Genomic DNA, 18,849 nt, shown 5'->3' on the forward strand with positions numbered 1-18,849 from the left:
CCATTTAACTTGCCCAAGGTATGGCGAAGATCAAATCTGTTTACGTTTGTCAAAATTGTGGAGTCCAATCTGCCAAGTGGGTTGGTAAATGCAATTCGTGTAACGAATGGAATACTTATGTTGAAGAACAAGTAGGAGGTTCAGAAAAAGAACTCACCAATTGGAGAGAAAATGATTCAAGAACCACACTTTCAAAACCAATTCGGCTAAACGAAATAGAAAGCAATACCGAAAAGCGTATAGTTACTTATGACAATGAGTTGAACCGCGTATTAGGCGGTGGAATTGTACATGGTTCATTGGTGCTTATTGGTGGCGAACCAGGTATTGGAAAATCTACACTGATGCTTCAGTTGGCGCTTTCATCTAAGCGATTAAAAGTGTTGTATGTTTCGGGGGAAGAAAGCCAACAACAAATTAAAATGCGAGCACAGCGCATTGGCCAATCCTCAGAAAATTGTTTCATTCTTTCTGAAACTTCAACCCAACACATTTTCACTCAAATTAGAGAAATTCAACCCGATATTCTCGTTATCGATTCCATTCAAACACTTCATACCCCAAGAATAGAATCTGCAGCGGGGTCTGTGTCTCAAGTGCGCGAATGCACTGCTGAACTGCTCAAGTTTGCCAAAGAAAGCAATACGCCTGTTTTTCTTGTAGGCCATATAACCAAGGAAGGAAGTTTGGCAGGCCCCAAAGTATTAGAGCATATGGTGGATACTGTGCTTCAGTTTGAAGGGGACAGACACTTGGCGTATCGAATTTTGCGAACCGTGAAAAACCGTTTTGGTTCAACCTCTGAATTGGGTATTTACGAAATGCAGTCTACAGGGCTTCGTGAAGTTTCAAATCCATCTGAAATTTTAATCAGTCAGCGTGAAGCTGACTCGCCTGGTGTAGCCATTGGCGCGTCTATAGAAGGCAATCGACCACTCTTAATAGAGATTCAGTCGCTAGTGAGCACTTCGTCTTACGGAACGCCTCAGAGAAGCTCCACGGGCTTTGATGCCAAACGACTTAACATGTTGTTAGCAGTGTTGGAAAAACGTGGAGGTTTTAGACTGAGTAGCCAAGATGTATTTTTAAACGTGGCTGGCGGAATTAAAATTGAAGAACCCGCCATTGATCTTGCGGTTTGTGCCTCATTGGTAAGTGGCTTGCATGATGCGCCAATTTCTGATAAAACAGCTTTTGCTGCTGAAGTAGGTTTGGGTGGTGAAGTGCGGGCGGTTAATAGAATCGACAACCGAATTTCTGAAGCCGAAAAACTGGGCTTTACCCAAATATTTATTTCTAAATACAATATGAAGGGCTTGGATCAAAAGAAATACAATATCAAAATCAGGCCTTTTAGTAGGTTGACCGATGTTTTTGAAGAGTTGTTGGGTTAATCTCTGAAATCAAAGCCAGCATTTCCTTGAAGACCACCCGTATGTACAGCCATAATTTTGGCTCCTCTTTCAAAAAAGTCATTCTTAATCATATCGAAAAGGCCATAGAACATTTTACCTGTATAAATGGGTTCTAAAGGAATACTGTGTGCCCGCTCAAATTCCCGAATAAAACGGATTAAATCAGGTTTTATCTTGGCATAGCCGCCAAAATGATAGTCCGTTTGAATAGACCAGTTATTGAGCTTGTCAACCCCAATCTCTTGCAAAAGTACATTCACTTCAGTTTTCAGAAAATCGCCTTTAAGTGCCGAAAAGCCTATCAATTTTTTCGCTCCATTTAAGCCTGCAATCAAACCCGAAATGGTGCCTCCAGTGCCTACTGAACAAGTAATCACATCAAAATCCTGATCAATCTCGCTAATAATCTCTGTGCAGCCTTTTATGGCCAGCTGATTTGTTCCTCCTTCGGGTAAAATATAGCATTTACCAAATTGACTTTCGAGCTGCTCTAATACCTCAGGCTCACTTTTCTTTCGGTAAGTTTCCCTGTCCATATAATGCAAATGCATTCCTTGCGATTGTGCAAAAGCCAAGGTTGGGTTTAGCGTTTCGTGTGCTTCGCCACGAATAATACCTATGGTTTTAAAACCAAACGAAGCACCCGCACCAGCTACCGCATAAATATGATTAGAAAAAGCACCGCCAAATGTCAAGAGCGTATTATGCCCCTCCAGTTTCGCTTGCTCTAAGTTATATTTCAGTTTTCTAAACTTATTGCCCGAAACTACTGGATGGTTAAGATCATCGCGTTTCACAAAAAACTTGATTCCTTTTTCATCAAAAAGTGGGTCTTTGATTTCTTGAATAGGGGTTTTGGGCGATTGCATGAATGAAGATAGACGGCTTTTAAAAACTTACCGAATTATAAGGTGAATTTGACAAAACATCAGCTACAAAAAAAAGATGCTGTCACTTTCGCAACAGCACCATCTTCAACCAAAAACATTAAAATCTAAATCTACTCTGTCTCTACTTTTAACCTAAGCATTTACCTAACACTCAAAGTTACCAACACGATTTTAACGTTGCCTTTTCTAGCCAATGGCTAGTAATTTCTTTCTTCGGTTTTATAACGGAAAGTCGTTGTGTTGTATTTCAAATTTCTCTGACTTTCTTTTAAACCGATGTTCATTTATTTAAACCATAAGTGCCTATAATCGTTCATTAATTAACTATTATTAACATATGGATCCCTTCAAAAATCTTCACCTCGACATTCCTCAAACCCAAAAGAAAAGAGTAGTAATTATTGGCGGTGGTTTTGCCGGTATTCAAATAGCAAAAGGGTTAAAAGGTCATGGTTTTCAGGTAGTTCTGTTAGATCGAAATAACTATCATACTTTTCAGCCACTACTATACCAAGTAGCCACCGCAGGCCTAGAACCAGACTCTATTGCTGGGGCACTTCGCCAATTATTCAATAATTATCCTGACTTCTATTTTAGAATGGCCAAGGTGACTGAAATTCAACCTGAAGAACAAAAAATAAACACCCTAATAGGCGATTTATACTATGACTATTTAGTAATTGCCAACGGTTCTAAAACCAATTACTTTGGTAATCAGGAGATGTTCAATCTTACTTTTCCGCTCAAGCAGATTCCGCAAGCGCTTAATTTAAGAAGTCAAATGCTTCAGAATTTTGAGCAAACCGTACTCACTAGAGATCCACTTGAAAAGGATAAACTGACAAATTTCGTGGTAGTAGGTGGCGGACCTACCGGTGTGGAAGTTTCTGGAGCGCTTGGAGAGTTGAAAAAACATGTGTTGCCGAAGGATTACCCAGACATAGACTTTAATATTATGAACCTGCATTTGGTAGATGCAGGCCCAAGACTTTTGGCTGGAATGTCGGAAAAGGCTAGTGCAAAAGCATTGAAATACTTGGATGCCTTTGATGTAAAAGTGAAGCTAAACACTTTTGTAAAAAATTATGATGGTGAGGAGGTGACACTTTCAGATGGCACAGTAATTCCTGCCAAAACTGTGGTTTGGGCCGCGGGTGTAAAAGGGAATATTATTGATGGCATACCAGAAAGTTCACTAGAACGTGGGCGTATTTTGGTAGATGATTTTAGTGCTGTGAAGGGTATAAAAAACATGTTTGCGCTGGGCGATATTGCTTTTATGAAAACCGACCGCTACCCTAATGGTCAGCCAATGCTGGCTCCGGTAGCCATTCAGCAAGGTAAGCTTTTGGCTCGCAACCTTATACGGCAATCAAAAAATGAGGCAATGAAGCCTTTTGATTATGTAGATAAAGGCTCTATGGCTACGGTAGGCCGAAACAAAGCGGTAGTAGATATGCCAAAATTCACCTTTGGTGGTTTTCCAGCTTGGTTGGTTTGGATGTTCGTTCACTTGCTCTCGATTATTGGTTTTAGAAATCGTCTTGTTGTTTTTAGTAACTGGGTGTGGAACTACTTTACTTACGACCGGGGAACGCGATTAATCATTCGAACTTTTGTTCGGAACAAAAACTATAAACAGGGAGAATCTTTGTGATTAGGTATTCTTTCTGCCTTTTATAAAATCGCGGTTAATGGAATGATTAAATATTCTTACTTTTTGGGGTGCGGAAGAAGAGGCTATATTGGACATTACAAATCGTTGGGTGGGCATTGCCCGCTATTATCAATTTGATTTTTATTTCGGCCCTTGGCGAAAGCCCAGAACAAATGCGTAGGCAGCAGTTTGAAGCCATTACTCAGAGCCTCATCCCATTTCTGGTTTCTCACTTTATTATTAGAAACGTAATAATTAAATACAACTGGCTTAAGGTAGACCTTGGTAAAATAATTTCTCGAATATTAGCGCTTATATTAGCTGTAGCTGTACTTTCGGGCCTGCTTAACCAACTTTCATACTTGGTGTTTAGAAGTGCAGAATTTAATAATGGAGACCTTTTTCTTCAGCTTACCTTCGATTTTCTCGTAACTGCTTTTCTCTATGTTATTTGGACAACCATTTATTTCCTTTATCATTACTTAGAAAGTAATAACCGTTCATTAAAGTATGAGGCGGCCATTAATGAAATGCAGCTGAATCAGCTTAAGTCACAGCTTAACCCACATTTTATTTTCAATGCATTAAACAGCGTAAGGGCTTTGGTTGATGAAGAACCTGCTAAGGCCAAAATTGCAATCACACAGCTCTCCAATATTCTGAGAACTTCGCTTATCATGGACAAGAAAAGAGTGATTAACTTTAATGATGAGCTGAATACTGTAAGGGCATACTTAGCGCTTGAGTCAATTCGTTTTGAAGAGCGACTTAAAATAAAATACAATATTGATCCACGTTCTAACCATTTTCAGATTCCACCAATGATGCTGCAAACTTTGGTTGAAAATGCAATAAAACATGGGGTTTCGAATTTAGTAGAAGGAGGAATTATTGAAATCAAGAGTATTGCAGAAGACTCCGTATTAAAACTACGAATAAAAAATAGTGGTCAATACGTTCATGGTGTTAAAAAACCCGGAAAAAAGGGTGGTTACGGCCTAAGTAACACCAAAGAAAGACTAAAACTGATCTATGGATCGGAAGCGACATTCAATATTTACAATGAAAATGATAAGTTTGTAATAACAGAAGTTAGAATTCCTCAGGGAATTTAACAGTTAGCCCATAAATTATGAAAGCACTTATAATAGATGACGAAAGATTAGCCCGAAAGGAGTTAACCAATTTGCTTCAGGAATACCCTGAAATCGACATTGTAGGAGAAGCGGTAAATGCTGAAGACGCTCAGGAAAAGATTAACTCGCTAAAGCCAGATTTACTGTTTTTGGATATACAGATGCCAGAAAAAACAGGCTTTGAGCTACTTGAATCTTTAGATAATGTTCCAGAAGTTATTTTTACAACTGCCTATGATGAGTACGCACTTAAAGCGTTCGACTTTAATGCACTTGATTATTTGTTGAAGCCAATTGAGCCAGACCGTTTAAAAGATGCTCTGAATAAGTTATTAAAGCGAGTTCAGCCAGAAGAGGTTAGAGGTGAATCAGAAGACAAAAAGCTAGGCCCGAACGACCGTGTTTTCGTAAAAGATGGTGATAAATGCTGGTTTGTAAAGCTAGAAAACATTCGTTTGTTCGAATCTGACGGAAACTATATCAAAATCTATTTCGATAATTTTAAACCAATGATTCACAAGTCATTGAACGCCTTAGACGAAAGGTTAGACGATAGGTCATTCTTCCGCGCTAGCAGAAAACATATCATCAATCTTACTTGGGTTGAAAGCATTGAGTCGTGGTTTAACGGTGGGTTAATGGTGGTTTTGCGTGGTGGCGACAAAGTTGAAGTGAGTAGAAGACAAGCGGCTCGCTTTAAAGAGATGATGAGCCTCTAAAAAATTGTTTCTTTGGCTGAAAACTATTATCATGATAATGCGTAGCATTGTGCCATATGAAAATAGTTTTCAGCTTTCTTTTTTTAATTCTTTCGTTTCAGGGGCTTAGGGCTCAGACCGAAACGGATAGTATTACCCAAGTTAAACCTGCGGGTTTTCCTGTAATAGCAAAAGACACCCTCTTCTATCTTCAACAAGGCATTGGCCCATTTTCTCCAGAAGAAAGAGTAAGGCAGATTAATCGGAAAATTGAAGATTTTCTTGCCAGCGAAACTCAGGTTGTAGACTCTCTAAAAATTTTAAAAAACAATACAACTCAAGACATTACGGTTGAAGGAACCATAATAATGTCTGTTACGGAAAAAGATGCGGTACAATTAGGCCTCAACCTTAACCGAACCACCAACTATTACTACGAACTTTTAAAGGAGGGACTTACAAAAGAGACCTTCTTTAATTGGCAAGGCTTAATCATCAACATCTTAATTGCGCTGTTAATTTTAGGTCTTTTCCTTTATGGCCTAAAATATTATAACAGGTTTTTTAGGGCAGTGTATCTTAAAATTCATGCCCAAGAGGGTAAAATGATAAAGAGCATTTCTATTAAGAATTACCAGCTTCTTAAATCCGAAGTACTCACTCGAGTTATTGTATATGTGGCCAAGGGCTTAAGAGTCTTAATTCTTGTAATAGTAGTTTATTTGCTGCTTCCTATTCTCTTTAGTCTTTTTCCTTGGACACAAGGCATTGCAGATACTTTGTTTCATCTTATCCTTACCCCCCTTAAGAAGTTGGGGATTGGGCTGTTAGATTACCTTCCAAATTTACTTACCATTATAGTTACAGTGTTTGTAACCCGTTATTTCTTAAGAATGATAAAATTCTTTAAGGTAGAAATCGAAGAAGGTAGACTTTTGGTGCCTGGCTTTTATCCTGATTGGGCAAGACCTACTTATAACATTGTTAAAGGTATTATTCTAGCCCTAGTACTGATTGGTATTTTCCCTCTTTTACCAATGGGTGATTCTGATAGTTTTAAAGGTGTTTCTGCCTTTTTTGGTCTATTGGTAGCGCTAGGTGGGGCTTCTGCCATTGCCAATGTGATAGCCGGAATTGTGGTTACTTATATGAGGTCTTTTAAGATTGGAGACCGTGTAAAAATTGGAGATGTGGTAGGCGATGTGAAAGAGAAATCGCTTTTAAACACCAGAATTAAAACAATCAAAAACGAAATCATAACCATTCCTAATTCAAACTTGCTTACCAGCCATACTATAAACTATACTACCGCAAACGATGAAGACGGACTTATTCTTCATACCACGATAACTATAGGTTACGATGTGCCTTGGAGGCAAGTTCACGAGCTGCTAATTGAAGCCGGCCTTAAAACAGAGTTTGTTAAGAAGAAGCCACACCCTTATGTATACCAAACCAGCTTAGATGACTTTTATGTGAGTTATCAGTTGAATGTGAGAACCCGTGAGGTGCAAAAGATGTCTAAAATATATTCTGATTTGCACCAAAATATTCAAGATGGATTTAATGCCGCGGGTGTAGAAATTATGTCGCCACATTACAGAGCTCAGCGCGATGGAAACCAATCTACTATTCCTCAAGAAAACCTGCCAGCAGATTACGTAGCGCCTTGGTTTAGAATAAAGAAAGAATAGTAACTGATTCCCTTAACATGCAAAAGCCCTGAGTAATTGACTACTCGGGGCTTTTTATTCATTTGCTTCATTCATAGCCTTTATGCGAATCCTTGGTAGAGAAGTGACAATACAAAAAGAACAATGAATATGAAGAATAGAAACTTGGCAATGCTAGATGTTGCCGAAGCAATTCCTCTAAACCCGAATAAGGCAGCGATAATAGCTACCACAAAAAATACGATTGACCAGTATAACATAATTTTAGATTTTTAGTGAATACTTATTTTTTAATCTCAATGACTGTAAGACAATTAGGTATCCAAAACTAAAAAGTGCTTGTCAGATGCTTGAATGGCTGTTTTGTTTTTAAATAGGCGCTGTTTTGTAGAATATTATCTACAATGTTATCCTTTCAATTGTGGCTAATTTCAACAGAGATATGGCACAAAAAAAAGGATTCACTTTTTCAAATGAATCCTTCTTTCGTCAAAATCAACTCTACTTATTAATTGATAATGTATTTTATGCCTATGGCAGGATCTGGTGCGCCATAAAAATTTCCGTTAGTATCCACTTCCAAGAATGGTTTTAAACCGAGACTGAAAGCAAAGGGTATTTCTCTAGGTACGAATTCTAAGCCTATAATTCCATCGATACCAAAGCCAACAGTAGAATCATCGTATCTTCTGTCTCCTCTACCGAAGTTGGTACCTGGGTTTCCGTTATTAAAGAAAGCCACATGCCCCCCATAACCATAAAACCAGTTCAATTCGGGAGTTTCGAAGGCGGTAGTACGCTTTTCTAACAGACCTGTTACACTAAATCCATTTCCCCAAAAACCCAAGATTCCTTCAAAATTTCCTGTATTATAGGTTATGCCACTAGTTCCGCCAAAACGCAGACCTACTGCAGTATTGTAATCTTGTGCTTTCGCTTGATTCGAGGCCAAAAAAGTAATGGCAATCACGAATGTACTTATTATAAATTTTTTCATCGTTTTCGTTTAAATGTGATTTGATTATTTATTGTCGAAAAGGTCTTCGATATTCTTCTTAAAATTCTCTAAACCTTCTGATACATCATCGTAAGTTCTGCTTACCGCAGACTTCGTATCCTCCCATGCTTCTTCTGTAGCATCTGCAACATCATCTGCAGCTTCTTCCAGTGCAGATTTATCGTCTACTAAATCTTCTCTGATTTCTTCTAACCTGTCTCTTGTTTCATCTCCTGCATTTTCTAATCTTCTGTCAATGTCATTTATGGCTTCATCTACATTGGCTTCGGCTTTTTCAAGTCGTTCTTCCATTTCAGCTTTTTCATCAGCAAAAGATGACTCATTTTGACAACTCATTATTCCAAATACGGAAAAAACGATCATTAGGCTTATGGTTTTATAAATTGTTTTCATAATTGTGTTATTTAAAGTGTTATAGTTGAATTATTAATTTTTTGGTAAAAGTTTCATTTGTTTAGTTTCTATTTGATCAGAGAGTTTTTCGCCCCCTTTGATTCCAAAATCTAGTGTCCTGATTGGGAACGGAATCATAATATCATTGGCGTCAAAGGCCTTCTTAATGGCTTTAATTGCCTCGCTTTTGGCTTCTAAGTACATTGGATTTTTAGGGTCGTATTCAATCCAAAACATTACTTTAAAATTGATAGAGGAGCTGCCGAATTCTTCATAAACCATTTTTACGGGTTGACCATCGACTATGTGACTATTACTGGCCACAGCCTTTTCTACTATCTCGGTTACTTTATCCAAATCATCACCATAAGACACACCAACTTCTAGATCGATTCGTCTAGTGTGTGTGCGGGTATAATTGGTAAATGGATTTTGGAAAATATCTTTATTCGGAATTATAACATGGAGGCCTTGAAAGGTTCTGATAACGGTTGATCTTAGTTCAATTTTTTCTACAAAACCGTTATATCCGTTGGTTTCTATTATATCGCCAACAACAATTGGTTTTCTGAAGGCCATAATTACTCCTGAAATAAAGTTTGCGGAGATGTCTTGAAATGCAAAACCCAACGCTAATCCGATTATTCCGGCTCCTGCCAAGAGTGACGTAACTGCTTTTGTAAGTTGGAGCACATTTAAGGCTACCACCAAACCGATGGCAATTGTTACCAAAGCAATAATGGTTGAAAATAAGTCTCTTATTGCGGCCTGATCTGAGAATCTAGAAACCAATTTTCTGGATCCTGCTTTCATTAATCGAGAAAGAAAATAAAACGCAATGAGTACCAAAACGGCCACTACAATATTAGGTAGCATAGAGGTAAGTGCCTCGAGCCAGCTTTTTAGCTTGGTAGATACAATATTGGCCGCATCGTTTATTCCGAAATCCATAGGGTTAGTCAGTTATTATCGTTTTAAGTTCTGTAGTTATTTCTCGCTTCGTTTTATCTAGTTTTACTTGAAGTCTACCAATCAGTTCTTCTTCATGCCCTTCTATATATTTCAGATCTTGGTCATTTAGCTGTTTATATTTTGTTATTAGCTTTCTTCTAATCTGATCCCAATTACCTTGAAGAAATCTTTTCATATTGGTTTTTGTAGTTCTTAGTTGGCTTTGCGTTTATCATCGAGAAATAATTATACCAAGCTATTCATATTGGTAAAATCACTGCTTAGGATGGTTTTGAGCCGTTTCAGATAAAATGTAAATTGTTAATCGTGGAATATTTTTCACAAAAAAGGGTGGTAAAAAAACCCCACCCTTAATTAACACATACACCGACTTTAACTTATTTCTTAGAGAAGGCTGTAAGCATCCAATGGTTTTTCTCGGTGTATTTCACCATAGAATTCACCATGTCTACTGTTCCGCTATCTCCATTATTAAGAGCAACTTCGATTACATTGAACATGTGCTCTAATAGAATTTCGTAATCTTTAACAATTTCAGAAACCATTTCCATCGCACTTAGGTCAGTGCTTGATTCTTTAATATCTGATGTTTCGAGGTAATCGCGCATTGTGCTCATTGGTGTTTGGCCGAAAACCCTAATTCGTTCGGCAACATCATCAATGGATACTTTAGCCGCATTGTATTGTTGTTCAAATTGTTCATGAATATCGAAGAAATCGGGCCCCTTTACATTCCAATGGAAGTTTCTTAGCTTTTGATAATGCACACTGTAATTGGCCAATAGCTTATTCATAGCATCTACCAACTCTGCAGTTTCCATCTTGGTGTAGCCTAATCTGGCGAATGCTCTTTTCTGTAATTTTGGCTTTGGTTTACTTTCTATTTGTGTATCAGTTGTCATATCCTTTTCTTTAAAAATTAAACTCTTGTTATGCTGTAGGCGAAATTCGTTCCAACAGCCTTTTAAGTGTTAAAAGGGATTTGAACTAAGAAAAATGAGCAATTTGATCTACAACCTTGGGGAGATCAGCCCTCAATCTTTAATAAATGAAATTTGAAAAGTTGTTCCTTCTCCAACCATACTACTGGCCGATATGTGTCCTGTATGACTCTTGATTATATTTTGAACTGTGGTAAGCCCTAATCCCATTCCTCCGATTTTTGCCGTGAAAAAGGGTTCAAAAAGGCTGTCGATGTTATCTTCTGAAATGCCAATACCGTTATCCGCTATTTCTAAGAAAATCATATCTTCTTTTGAATAAGTTTTCACAGATAAAATACCTTTTTCTGGCTCCATTGCTTCAATAGCGTTTATAAATAAATTTACTAAAGCTGTTTTCATTTGATCGGAATCTAAAGGGATTGAAGGAATAGAAGGATCATAATCCTCTATTAGCTTCATGCCTTGAAGTTTCAATCTATCCTTTATAAGCTCAAGAGTAACTTGCACTACTTCATTTAAAGAGGTATTGGTAAGGTTTAAAGATTTAGGTTTTGATGATTCTAATAATTCAGTAATCAAGTTGCCTATGCGTTTTGCGTTACGCGCAATGATGTCAATATATAAATCAGCTTCAGTTACTTCTGCTGGAATCTCATCTTTGAGTTGGTCAAGTGCTAGAGATAGATTAGTGAGTGGATTTCTTACTTCATGGGCTATGTTTCTGGCAATTTTTCCTGTCATCGATAGTTTTTCTGCCCAAATCAATTCACGTTCGGACATCTTTTTTCGCGTGATGTCTTTGATTATTCCTTGGTATAACCTGAGTCCGTCTTCAGTCTGGCTAAGTTCAACAATATTAATTAAGCATATACCCGTTTTACCATCACTCAGCAAAAGTTCAGCTTCAAACTCTTCTACACGATCATTCTTATAGAATTCTTTATTAAAGCGTATAAAGTCATCCTCATTTAAAAACAGACTCTTAAATGTGAGTATTCTCATTGCCTCTCGCTCGTAGCCAAAAGTTTTGAGCATGGCATCGTTGGTTTCTAACAACAGTAATTCATTATTGGTAATAAAAATTGAGTCGATGGATTCATGAAAGAGTTGCTCGTAACGAACCTCTGATGCTTTGGCTTTCCTTACAGTTCTTTCATGTTCGCTGATGTCTAAAAAGCTTACAGTTAATCCATCAGCCAATGGGCTTGCATGAATTTCGAACCAATTATCAAAATGCTCTCCTTCGTAATGTTTTTTTATACTTGTGCTTTTTCGTTTTTCAACAACCTTAACATATAAATCAAACAAACCGGCTTCTTTATTACCAGGCATGGTATTGAGAAGTGAGTTTCCTACCATCTGATGAGCGGGAATACCTACAATTTTTTCTGCCTTAGGATTAATAAAAAGGCATTCAAAATCAATGATTTTGTCATTTTCATCGCGAATAGATTTAAATGAAATAATACCATAAGGTGCATTTTCGAAAATGGATATTATTAGGTCTTCAAACTCAGGTTTTAAACTCATACACTCAGTTTATTGTAGGGTTGATTTTACTCACAAGGGGGCTTCATTTCCCCAATTGAAGGGTAGTAATGCATTTAAATGAGCTTTTAAGCAAATGGCATAACCTTTTCTAAGCTATTAGAAAAAAGCATATAACATTTAAACTAGAAAGACATGAAAAAGATTATTATAACAGGTGTTTTTTCTCTATTGAGCTTGGTTTCCTTCACAAATCAGAGTCAGGCGCAGGAGTTTAGGTCGGGAATTAAAGGGAGCTTTAATTTAAGTAACCTCTACACTGACGATATTGATGACAATAATTTAAGACCTGGTTTTAGCATTGGTATTTTTAAAGAAAATCAAATTGGGGCTTCTTCGGCCATACAAACCGAATTGTTATTTTCTACAAAAGGAAATAGGTCGGAGTACAGAACAGGCCCATTCGATGGAGAAGCGAAGTTCAATTTAAACTACTTAGAGCTACCAGTTATGCTCGATTTAAAAGCTGGCGATGCCCTCGATATTTCTTTTGGCCCCTACGTGTCGTATTTGATTAGTGCTAATGTAACTACTGAAGGAGACTTTGGAAACTCATTTAGCGAAATAGACAGAGATCAATTAAACGCTTTCGACTTTGGCCTATCTGGTGGGCTAGGTTTGAATTTTGGAAATACAGAGTTAGGTGCACGGTATAATTTGGGGCTATCAGAAATAGCTGATTCAGATAATGCTAGAACCATATTGGGTGACGCAAAAAACTCAGTAATTCAGTTTTACATTGCTCTAGGTTTGTAATTGAGCCGTCTAGACTGAATGAAATTAAAATGACCAGCCATATGGCCGGTCATTTTTTTGTATTAGGTACTTATTCCGTAAGCTTTTAGCTTATTGTAAAGCGTTTTTCTATCTACTTTCAACAAGTCTGCTGTTTTGCTTTTGTTGTTTTTAGTGCGTTTTAGCACCTCAAGAATTGCCCGCTTTTCTGCTGCCTCTGCTACCGACTTTAGGTCTGTAGGCATTTCTCCATTGAAAGATACTTGTAGTGAGGAATCTGCTTCTGATAAATCTGGGGTCACAATTTCTTGTGGTAGATGGATAGTTTCAATAAGGTCGCCTTGACAAAGCAATACCGCTCTTTTGATCACATTTCCCAATTCTCGTAGGTTTCCGTGCCAAGGGTATTCTCTCAACTTTTCTTTTGTTTCTTCTGTAAAACCTTTCACATCTTTTTCTAACTGGCGATCGGCCTTAAGCAAGAAGTGCTCTGCATAAACGATAATATCATCGGGTCTTTCTCTTAAAGGGGGAACTTCAATTTTAAACTCATTCAATCTATGGTAAATATCTTCACGGAAAGTGCCCTTTTTCACCATTTCTTTCAGGTTTTCGTTTGTAGCAACTATTAAACGAACATCTATTTCTACCTCTTTATTGGCTCCAATGGGTTTTACTTTTCTTTCTTGGAGTACTCTTAGAAGTTTTACTTGGTTTTCGTAAGTAAGATTTCCTACTTCGTCTAAGAATAGGGTTCCCCCATTGGCCAATTCAAAACAACCCTTTTTATCGGCAATTGCTCCTGTAAATGCGCCCTTCTGATGACCAAAGAGTTCTGATCCGGCTAAGTCTTTTGGCAATGCTCCACAGTCAACGGCTTGGAATGGCTGATCGGCTCTTTTGCTTTTTTCATGAATAGCAGTAGCAACAAACTCTTTTCCAATTCCCGTTTCACCCATAATAATTACCGACATATCAGTGGGGGCAATCAATTCAATATGTTTGATGACGGTTTGGGCAGCATGGCTCACGCCTTCCACAAATTCGTTTCTGACTTGCTTTTTCTTGATTCGGGTTCTTGGGTGGTTTTCTTCTAACTTCTGGTTTAGCGCATTCTGAATCGTCAGGAGTATTTCATCTGGATATAAGGGTTTAGTTACATATTCAAATGCTCCCTTCTTAAGGGCCTCAACGGCAACACGCACATCAGAGTAGCCTGTAATAATTATGACTTGAATGTTGGGGTCAATGATTTTTATCTTTTGAAGAATTTCGAGCCCAGAGTAATCGGGTAGTTTAAAGTCGCAAAGCACCAAATCCACTTGGTTTTTCTTTAACCATTCTTCAGCTTCCTTTCCACTGTAAGTAATAAAAACCTCATAGCCCTTTTTTGTAAGGTATTTTTGAAGGAGCAGGCATATGTCCTGATCATCGTCAATAATTAAAATCTTCTCCATCCTATTTTGTTATTGTATTAAGTATTGCCTGCTTATTGAAAGGCTTATGAATAAAACCATGAACACCAAATGATTTAGCTCTACTCAACTCTTCGTGCCCATCATGCGCGCTAATGATGATTATTTTAGCATTTTTGGCCTTTTCTTGGATGATTGGCACTAAGTCGAAACCTGTTCCATCCGGAAGGTTCAAATCCAAAAAGTAGTAATCATAGGTTTTTTTTAAAAAGTCTTCCTTCGCAGCAAGCATTCTATCAAAGTAAACAGTTGTTAATCCTTCGTTTTGCAAAAATTTTGACACCATGTGTCCGATAAACTCTTCATCATCCACAATTGCCACACTCTTCGTTTCTTTCATGATTCTATTAAAGTGTCTGAATATGCCCCCTCATTGGGGAATAATCTACACAGAATAATTATTAAAGTCTACTTAGGCTCACTTTGTTCAGCACGGCACGAAGTTTTCTCTATAAATGGTGAAAATGGGCTTTGGAGGGAGTTTTTTAGTTGTGAAAATTAGAGGCCGACCAATCAAAGTTCAAAAAACAGAAGCAAAACAATTTTTGAATAAACGCTTCCTAACACAAAATTTATGGAACCCTTACTGTTGAATACATTTGGCTGGAGAAAGAAAATTCCAGAAGAAATTAGAACACCCGCCCTAATTGCGCTCTCGCACTACCCAGAGCTCAAAGGCATAAAAATAGAGTTTCGCTTTGCGGAAAAGAAGAACAAATCGGTAATGAGCGCTAGGCCTTCATTGAAGTCTGTTTTTAGCTTGTTAGAAGATCGGGCTTATGTAATTTATGTAAGGCGTAGGTTTGTGATTGAAGGAAAATTGATGAGAATTGAAGAACTGCCACAAACTATTTTAGTTGGTTGGATTGGTCATGAACTTGGTCATGTTATGGATTATAAAGACCGGTCTGTGCTATCACTTATAGGTTTTGGTTTAGGTTATCTTATTTTGGGAAGGTACATACGAGCAGCGGAAAGAAGAGCAGATGAATTTGCGGTTCGCCATGGTTTAAGGTCTGAAATATTGGAAACCAAGAACTTTATTCTTAACAACACACATCTTCCTGAGCGATACAAGAAAAAAATCAAGCGACTTTATCTGTCGCCTGAAGAGGTTATGGAAATTGTAAATACTGATGAGGAGGAGATTCCTAAGAAAATAGCTGATGTTTCATGAAATAAACTCTAAAAAAGCCTTCATTTCTGACTCACTCATCATTTGAGGAATTTTTATTTGCCCGCCTTTTTTCTTAGTCTGTTCGGCCCAATCGTAGAAGATTTCTGGATTTACTAATTTGAGTTTAACTCCTTTTAATGCCTTACTTCTAGCCACACCGTAGTTTTTATTCGCACTTTTAAGTGCTTTATCTAAAGAGTTCGCCAGCGATTCTTCATCTATATTATTTTCATTTTCACTACCAATTATCCATTGGTGGTAAAACTCTCCTTCATGCTTTACAGCTGCTACCGTGAATTCTGAAATAGATATTTTGTATTCTTCCTCAAGTTTTTGAATGGCGTCTGTCATTTTGTTTACAGAGAGTTGTGAGCCTACTACGTTCAAGAAGAATTTTGTTCTGCCCGTAATCTTAATTTCGGCCCTTTCTTTATTGGTGAATTTTATAGTGTCGCCAATACTGTAACGCCAAGCGCCACTAACGGTTGAAATCAGCATTGCATATTCATTACCCTCTTCTACTTGAGCCAAACTTAGGGCTGGGGCGTCCTCATATGGCGCTCCGTTTTCGTCAAAATACTCGGGCTGAAATGGGATAAACTCGAAATAAATACCGCCATCGTAGGCCAACTGCATCGACATGTCTTCGTTAGGCCTTACTTGAAGAGCGATAAACCCTTCTGAAGCCAAGTAGGTATCTAAATATAGTAAGGGATGGTCTAATAGCTTTTCAAAGCTTTCTTGGTGAGGCTCAAAAGGAACCCCGCCTGTTGTGAATACCGACAGCGATGGCCAAATTTCATGTATATTTTTTAAGTTATTATGTTCTATAACCTTTTTAAGCATGAGCTCAATCCAAGAGGGTATTCCCGAAAGAGCCCCAATATCCCAATTGGGTGCTTGCTCAGCAATTCGCTGAACGCGTTCGTCCCAATCTTGAATTTTAGCAATTTCTTCACCCGGTTTGTAGTATCCTTTAAACCAAAACGGAATATTACTTGCGCTTATGCCACTAATTTCTCCCTCTAAATGTCCATCTCTTTCTTCAAGTTCGGTACTGCTACCAAGCATAAGAATTCCCTTCTGGAAAAATTCATCGGGTAAGTCGTAATCAGAAAGGCTCATTACTTGTTTGATTCCAGTGCTTCGAATAGCTTCAATCATTTCTTTTGTAACCGGTATTCGCTTGCTTTTAGAACCTGTGGTTCCTGAACTAAGTGCAAAATATTCTGGGCTACCTGGCCAGGTTACATCGGGAATTCCTTCCACAGTTTTATTCCACCATTCCCCAAACATTCGGTGATAATCAAAGCATGGAACGGATACTCGGAACGACTTGGCGAGGTCTTCTGATTTAAGTATTTCATTAAACTGGTACCTCTTTCCAAAATCGGTGTTTTTAGCCGATTCTAGCAAGTTTTTTAATACTTCTGTTTGTGCTTCAACGGGGTTCTTATCTTCTTCAAACAGATCGTTGGCAACATCAATAGATTTCTTTATTAGCTTTCCTAACAGTGGCATTTGATTCATTTATGTTATTAATGAATTGAGTATTGCAAGAGTTTTGCCATGATAAAAAAACCGTATAGCCATAAACAAAAGAAGCCACCCGTATGGTGGCTTCGTAGATTGACTATACCTCAACCAAATAGTCGTCTACCGAAATTATCGATTTCTTTATTAGTCTTTCGATCTGGAATTAAGACTAACAAATGTTTTTTAATACATATTTACTCCTTGCTCAATAGAGTTAAGCCCTTAAGAAGGGTACTATTTGTTTATTCGTAAAAAAGGTGAAACTGCCTAACAGGGAAAATCTGTTGAGTTTCCCTGTAGTAAGCAGCTCAAACAAGAACACCCACATCCTCAATTTGAATTGAATTAGCCTTTAAGGCTTCTCTTTTCAAAGCTAAAACCTTTATCAACATTGGTAAATAGACCTCATGGTCTAAATTCATTCTTTTCAAACAATTAAAAAGAAGATATTACTAATTTTTTCAAAGCTTGATTAGAGTTTCAATTGTCTTTTATTTTCAAGTGCCCAGTTTAAGAGCGAATGAGTAGTTCTAGGTAATTTTAGTTTTACACAGATGTTATGTCTGTGATTTTTAATAGTGCTAGGGCTTAAGTCGAGTTTAGAAGCAATTTTCTGCGAAGTAAGGCCGCTTGCAACATCCTTTAAAATCACTTCTTCCATGGGTGTAAATTTGGGAAGCCTTTTTTTCTCAGCCTGGGCATTTTTAATTGCTGGCCTAGAGTCATTGAAAACGGATTTTAAAGTGGTTTCGAGTGAAAGAAACTCATATGGTTTTACCAAAAATGCAAAGGGGTTGGTAGCTTTAACCAATGAAATAGATGATCGGTCGATTGAGCCAGAAAGATAGATGAAAGGAGTATTTGAGTTTTTCTTAATAAAATTTGCAACATCAATTCCTGTTCGTTCACCTTCAATATGAATATCTAAAGTAACAAGGTCGGGGTTATAGGTTTCAAAATACGAAATGGCCTCGTTATAAGACCTAGCGACAGGGCAAGTTTGATAACCACATGCCTTGAGTGCTTCTGAAAGACAGTCGGCCAATTCTAGATTGTCTTCAACGATTAGTATTCTTTTCTGATTCACAGTAAGTCTCTTCAAATTATTAGTCCTTATTAAAAGGGGCTAATGACATGTTAAAACTACATTGAGAATATAAAGCAGTAAATAGACCTTTAGGTCTAAATTTTTTAGCTCAATACTAAATTTACCGCATCAATAATGTCTTGATTTAGAAAAGGTTTTACCAAGTAGGCTGTAGGTTGGGTTTGCTCGGCTTGGTGTCTGATTATTTTACTTCCCAAAACAGTAATATAGATAATTGGTGTATTGAAATGAGTGCGAATCCATTCGGCAAAATCAATTCCAGTTTTTTTTCCTTGAAGGCGAATATCAATAATTACCAAGTCGGGGCTGTAGGTGTTGTAAGAATCTACTGCGCTATTGTAATCAAAGACAGGGTCTAAAGGATAGAAGCCCATATTGGCAATTGTCATGGCGATATCATCGGCAATAATGATTTCATTTTCCACCACAAGAACTTTTCTATTTACCGACAAGGTGCTGGCTCCTAGCATAGTT

General features: G+C 37.7%; 20 protein-coding genes. 7 read left to right on the plus strand and 13 right to left on the minus strand.

The genetic code is table 11. The features are described 5' to 3' along the window. The first annotated feature begins 20 nt into the window (after positions 1-20). Positions 21-1,394, plus strand: coding sequence for a DNA repair protein RadA (gene radA / locus AWW67_RS09090; RefSeq protein ID WP_062301287.1), 1,374 nt, complete (start codon positions 21-23; stop codon positions 1,392-1,394). Here the strand turns inward: radA and AWW67_RS09095 are convergent. Beyond that, positions 1,391-2,284 carry a 1-aminocyclopropane-1-carboxylate deaminase/D-cysteine desulfhydrase gene (locus AWW67_RS09095; RefSeq protein ID WP_062301288.1) on the minus strand — a complete coding sequence of 298 codons (894 nt, stop codon included), beginning with the start codon at positions 2,282-2,284 and terminating at the stop codon, positions 1,391-1,393. The genes radA and AWW67_RS09095 overlap by 4 nt on opposite strands. Before the next feature lie 358 nt (positions 2,285-2,642). Between AWW67_RS09095 and AWW67_RS09100 the strand changes: the two genes are divergently transcribed. From AWW67_RS09100 to AWW67_RS09115, 4 genes are all read left to right on the plus strand, one after another. After that, positions 2,643-3,962, plus strand: coding sequence for an NAD(P)/FAD-dependent oxidoreductase (locus AWW67_RS09100; RefSeq protein ID WP_062301290.1), 1,320 nt, complete (start codon positions 2,643-2,645; stop codon positions 3,960-3,962). A gap of 68 nt (positions 3,963-4,030) precedes the next feature. Next, a complete protein-coding gene (locus AWW67_RS09105; protein ID WP_053223399.1) occupies positions 4,031-5,077 on the plus strand; it encodes a sensor histidine kinase in 1,047 nt (348 codons plus the stop codon). A gap of 17 nt (positions 5,078-5,094) precedes the next feature. Continuing rightward, a complete protein-coding gene (locus AWW67_RS09110; protein ID WP_053223398.1) occupies positions 5,095-5,817 on the plus strand; it encodes a LytR/AlgR family response regulator transcription factor in 723 nt (240 codons plus the stop codon). Between the two features lie 56 nt (positions 5,818-5,873). Continuing rightward, on the plus strand, positions 5,874-7,490 hold the full coding sequence (locus AWW67_RS09115; RefSeq protein WP_062301292.1) for a mechanosensitive ion channel family protein: 1,617 nt from the start codon (positions 5,874-5,876) through the stop codon (positions 7,488-7,490). An 80-nt stretch (positions 7,491-7,570) separates the two neighbouring features. On the opposite strand, the gene AWW67_RS18800 is transcribed toward AWW67_RS09115, so the two are convergent. From AWW67_RS18800 to AWW67_RS09145, 7 genes are all read right to left on the minus strand, one after another. Next, positions 7,571-7,729 carry a DUF1328 domain-containing protein gene (locus AWW67_RS18800; RefSeq protein WP_082338133.1) on the minus strand — a complete coding sequence of 53 codons (159 nt, stop codon included), beginning with the start codon at positions 7,727-7,729 and terminating at the stop codon, positions 7,571-7,573. A gap of 248 nt (positions 7,730-7,977) precedes the next feature. Beyond that, positions 7,978-8,466 carry a hypothetical protein gene (locus AWW67_RS09120; RefSeq protein ID WP_062301294.1) on the minus strand — a complete coding sequence of 163 codons (489 nt, stop codon included), beginning with the start codon at positions 8,464-8,466 and terminating at the stop codon, positions 7,978-7,980. Positions 8,467-8,490: 24 nt separating this feature from the next. Further along, entirely contained in the window at positions 8,491-8,880 is a 390-nt protein-coding gene (locus tag AWW67_RS09125) for a zinc ribbon-containing protein (RefSeq protein WP_062301296.1), read from the minus strand. 33 nt (positions 8,881-8,913) lie between these two features. Beyond that, the gene (locus AWW67_RS09130) at positions 8,914-9,831 is read right to left on the minus strand and encodes a mechanosensitive ion channel family protein (RefSeq protein WP_053223394.1); all 918 of its coding nucleotides are present in this window, start codon (positions 9,829-9,831) and stop codon (positions 8,914-8,916) included. A gap of 4 nt (positions 9,832-9,835) precedes the next feature. Further along, a complete protein-coding gene (locus AWW67_RS09135; protein WP_062301298.1) occupies positions 9,836-10,027 on the minus strand; it encodes a CsbD family protein in 192 nt (63 codons plus the stop codon). Positions 10,028-10,229: 202 nt separating this feature from the next. Next, positions 10,230-10,754 carry a Dps family protein gene (locus AWW67_RS09140; protein WP_062301300.1) on the minus strand — a complete coding sequence of 175 codons (525 nt, stop codon included), beginning with the start codon at positions 10,752-10,754 and terminating at the stop codon, positions 10,230-10,232. Positions 10,755-10,886: 132 nt separating this feature from the next. Further along, a complete protein-coding gene (locus AWW67_RS09145) occupies positions 10,887-12,326 on the minus strand; it encodes a PAS domain-containing sensor histidine kinase (RefSeq protein ID WP_062301302.1) in 1,440 nt (479 codons plus the stop codon). Positions 12,327-12,479: 153 nt separating this feature from the next. Here AWW67_RS09145 and AWW67_RS09150 point away from each other — a divergent pair, with 153 nt between their 5' ends. Continuing rightward, positions 12,480-13,100 carry a porin family protein gene (locus AWW67_RS09150; RefSeq protein WP_062301304.1) on the plus strand — a complete coding sequence of 207 codons (621 nt, stop codon included), beginning with the start codon at positions 12,480-12,482 and terminating at the stop codon, positions 13,098-13,100. A 62-nt stretch (positions 13,101-13,162) separates the two neighbouring features. Here the strand turns inward: AWW67_RS09150 and AWW67_RS09155 are convergent, their stop codons facing one another. Beyond that, positions 13,163-14,536, minus strand: a complete 1,374-nt coding sequence (locus AWW67_RS09155) for a sigma-54-dependent transcriptional regulator (RefSeq protein WP_053223389.1) — start codon at positions 14,534-14,536, stop codon at positions 13,163-13,165. Position 14,537: 1 nt separating this feature from the next. Further along, entirely contained in the window at positions 14,538-14,894 is a 357-nt protein-coding gene (locus AWW67_RS09160) for a response regulator (RefSeq protein WP_062301306.1), read from the minus strand. A gap of 234 nt (positions 14,895-15,128) precedes the next feature. On the opposite strand from AWW67_RS09160, the gene AWW67_RS09165 reads away from it, so the two are divergent. Continuing rightward, on the plus strand, positions 15,129-15,731 hold the full coding sequence (locus tag AWW67_RS09165; protein ID WP_053223387.1) for a M48 family metalloprotease: 603 nt from the start codon (positions 15,129-15,131) through the stop codon (positions 15,729-15,731). Here the strand turns inward: AWW67_RS09165 and AWW67_RS09170 are convergent. From AWW67_RS09170 to AWW67_RS09180, 3 genes are all read right to left on the minus strand, one after another. Next, on the minus strand, positions 15,726-17,252 hold the full coding sequence (locus tag AWW67_RS09170) for a GH3 family acyl-acid amido synthetase (protein ID WP_062301549.1): 1,527 nt from the start codon (positions 17,250-17,252) through the stop codon (positions 15,726-15,728). The genes AWW67_RS09165 and AWW67_RS09170 overlap by 6 nt on opposite strands. 487 nt (positions 17,253-17,739) lie before the next feature. Next, a complete protein-coding gene (locus AWW67_RS09175) occupies positions 17,740-18,354 on the minus strand; it encodes a response regulator (protein ID WP_053223386.1) in 615 nt (204 codons plus the stop codon). A 104-nt stretch (positions 18,355-18,458) separates the two neighbouring features. Further along, a complete protein-coding gene (locus tag AWW67_RS09180; RefSeq protein WP_053223385.1) occupies positions 18,459-18,845 on the minus strand; it encodes a response regulator in 387 nt (128 codons plus the stop codon). Positions 18,846-18,849: the final 4 nt, after the last annotated feature.

Origin of the sequence: Roseivirga seohaensis (assembly GCF_001592945.1) — a bacterium.
GTDB classification, from domain to species: domain Bacteria; phylum Bacteroidota; class Bacteroidia; order Cytophagales; family Cyclobacteriaceae; genus Roseivirga; species Roseivirga seohaensis.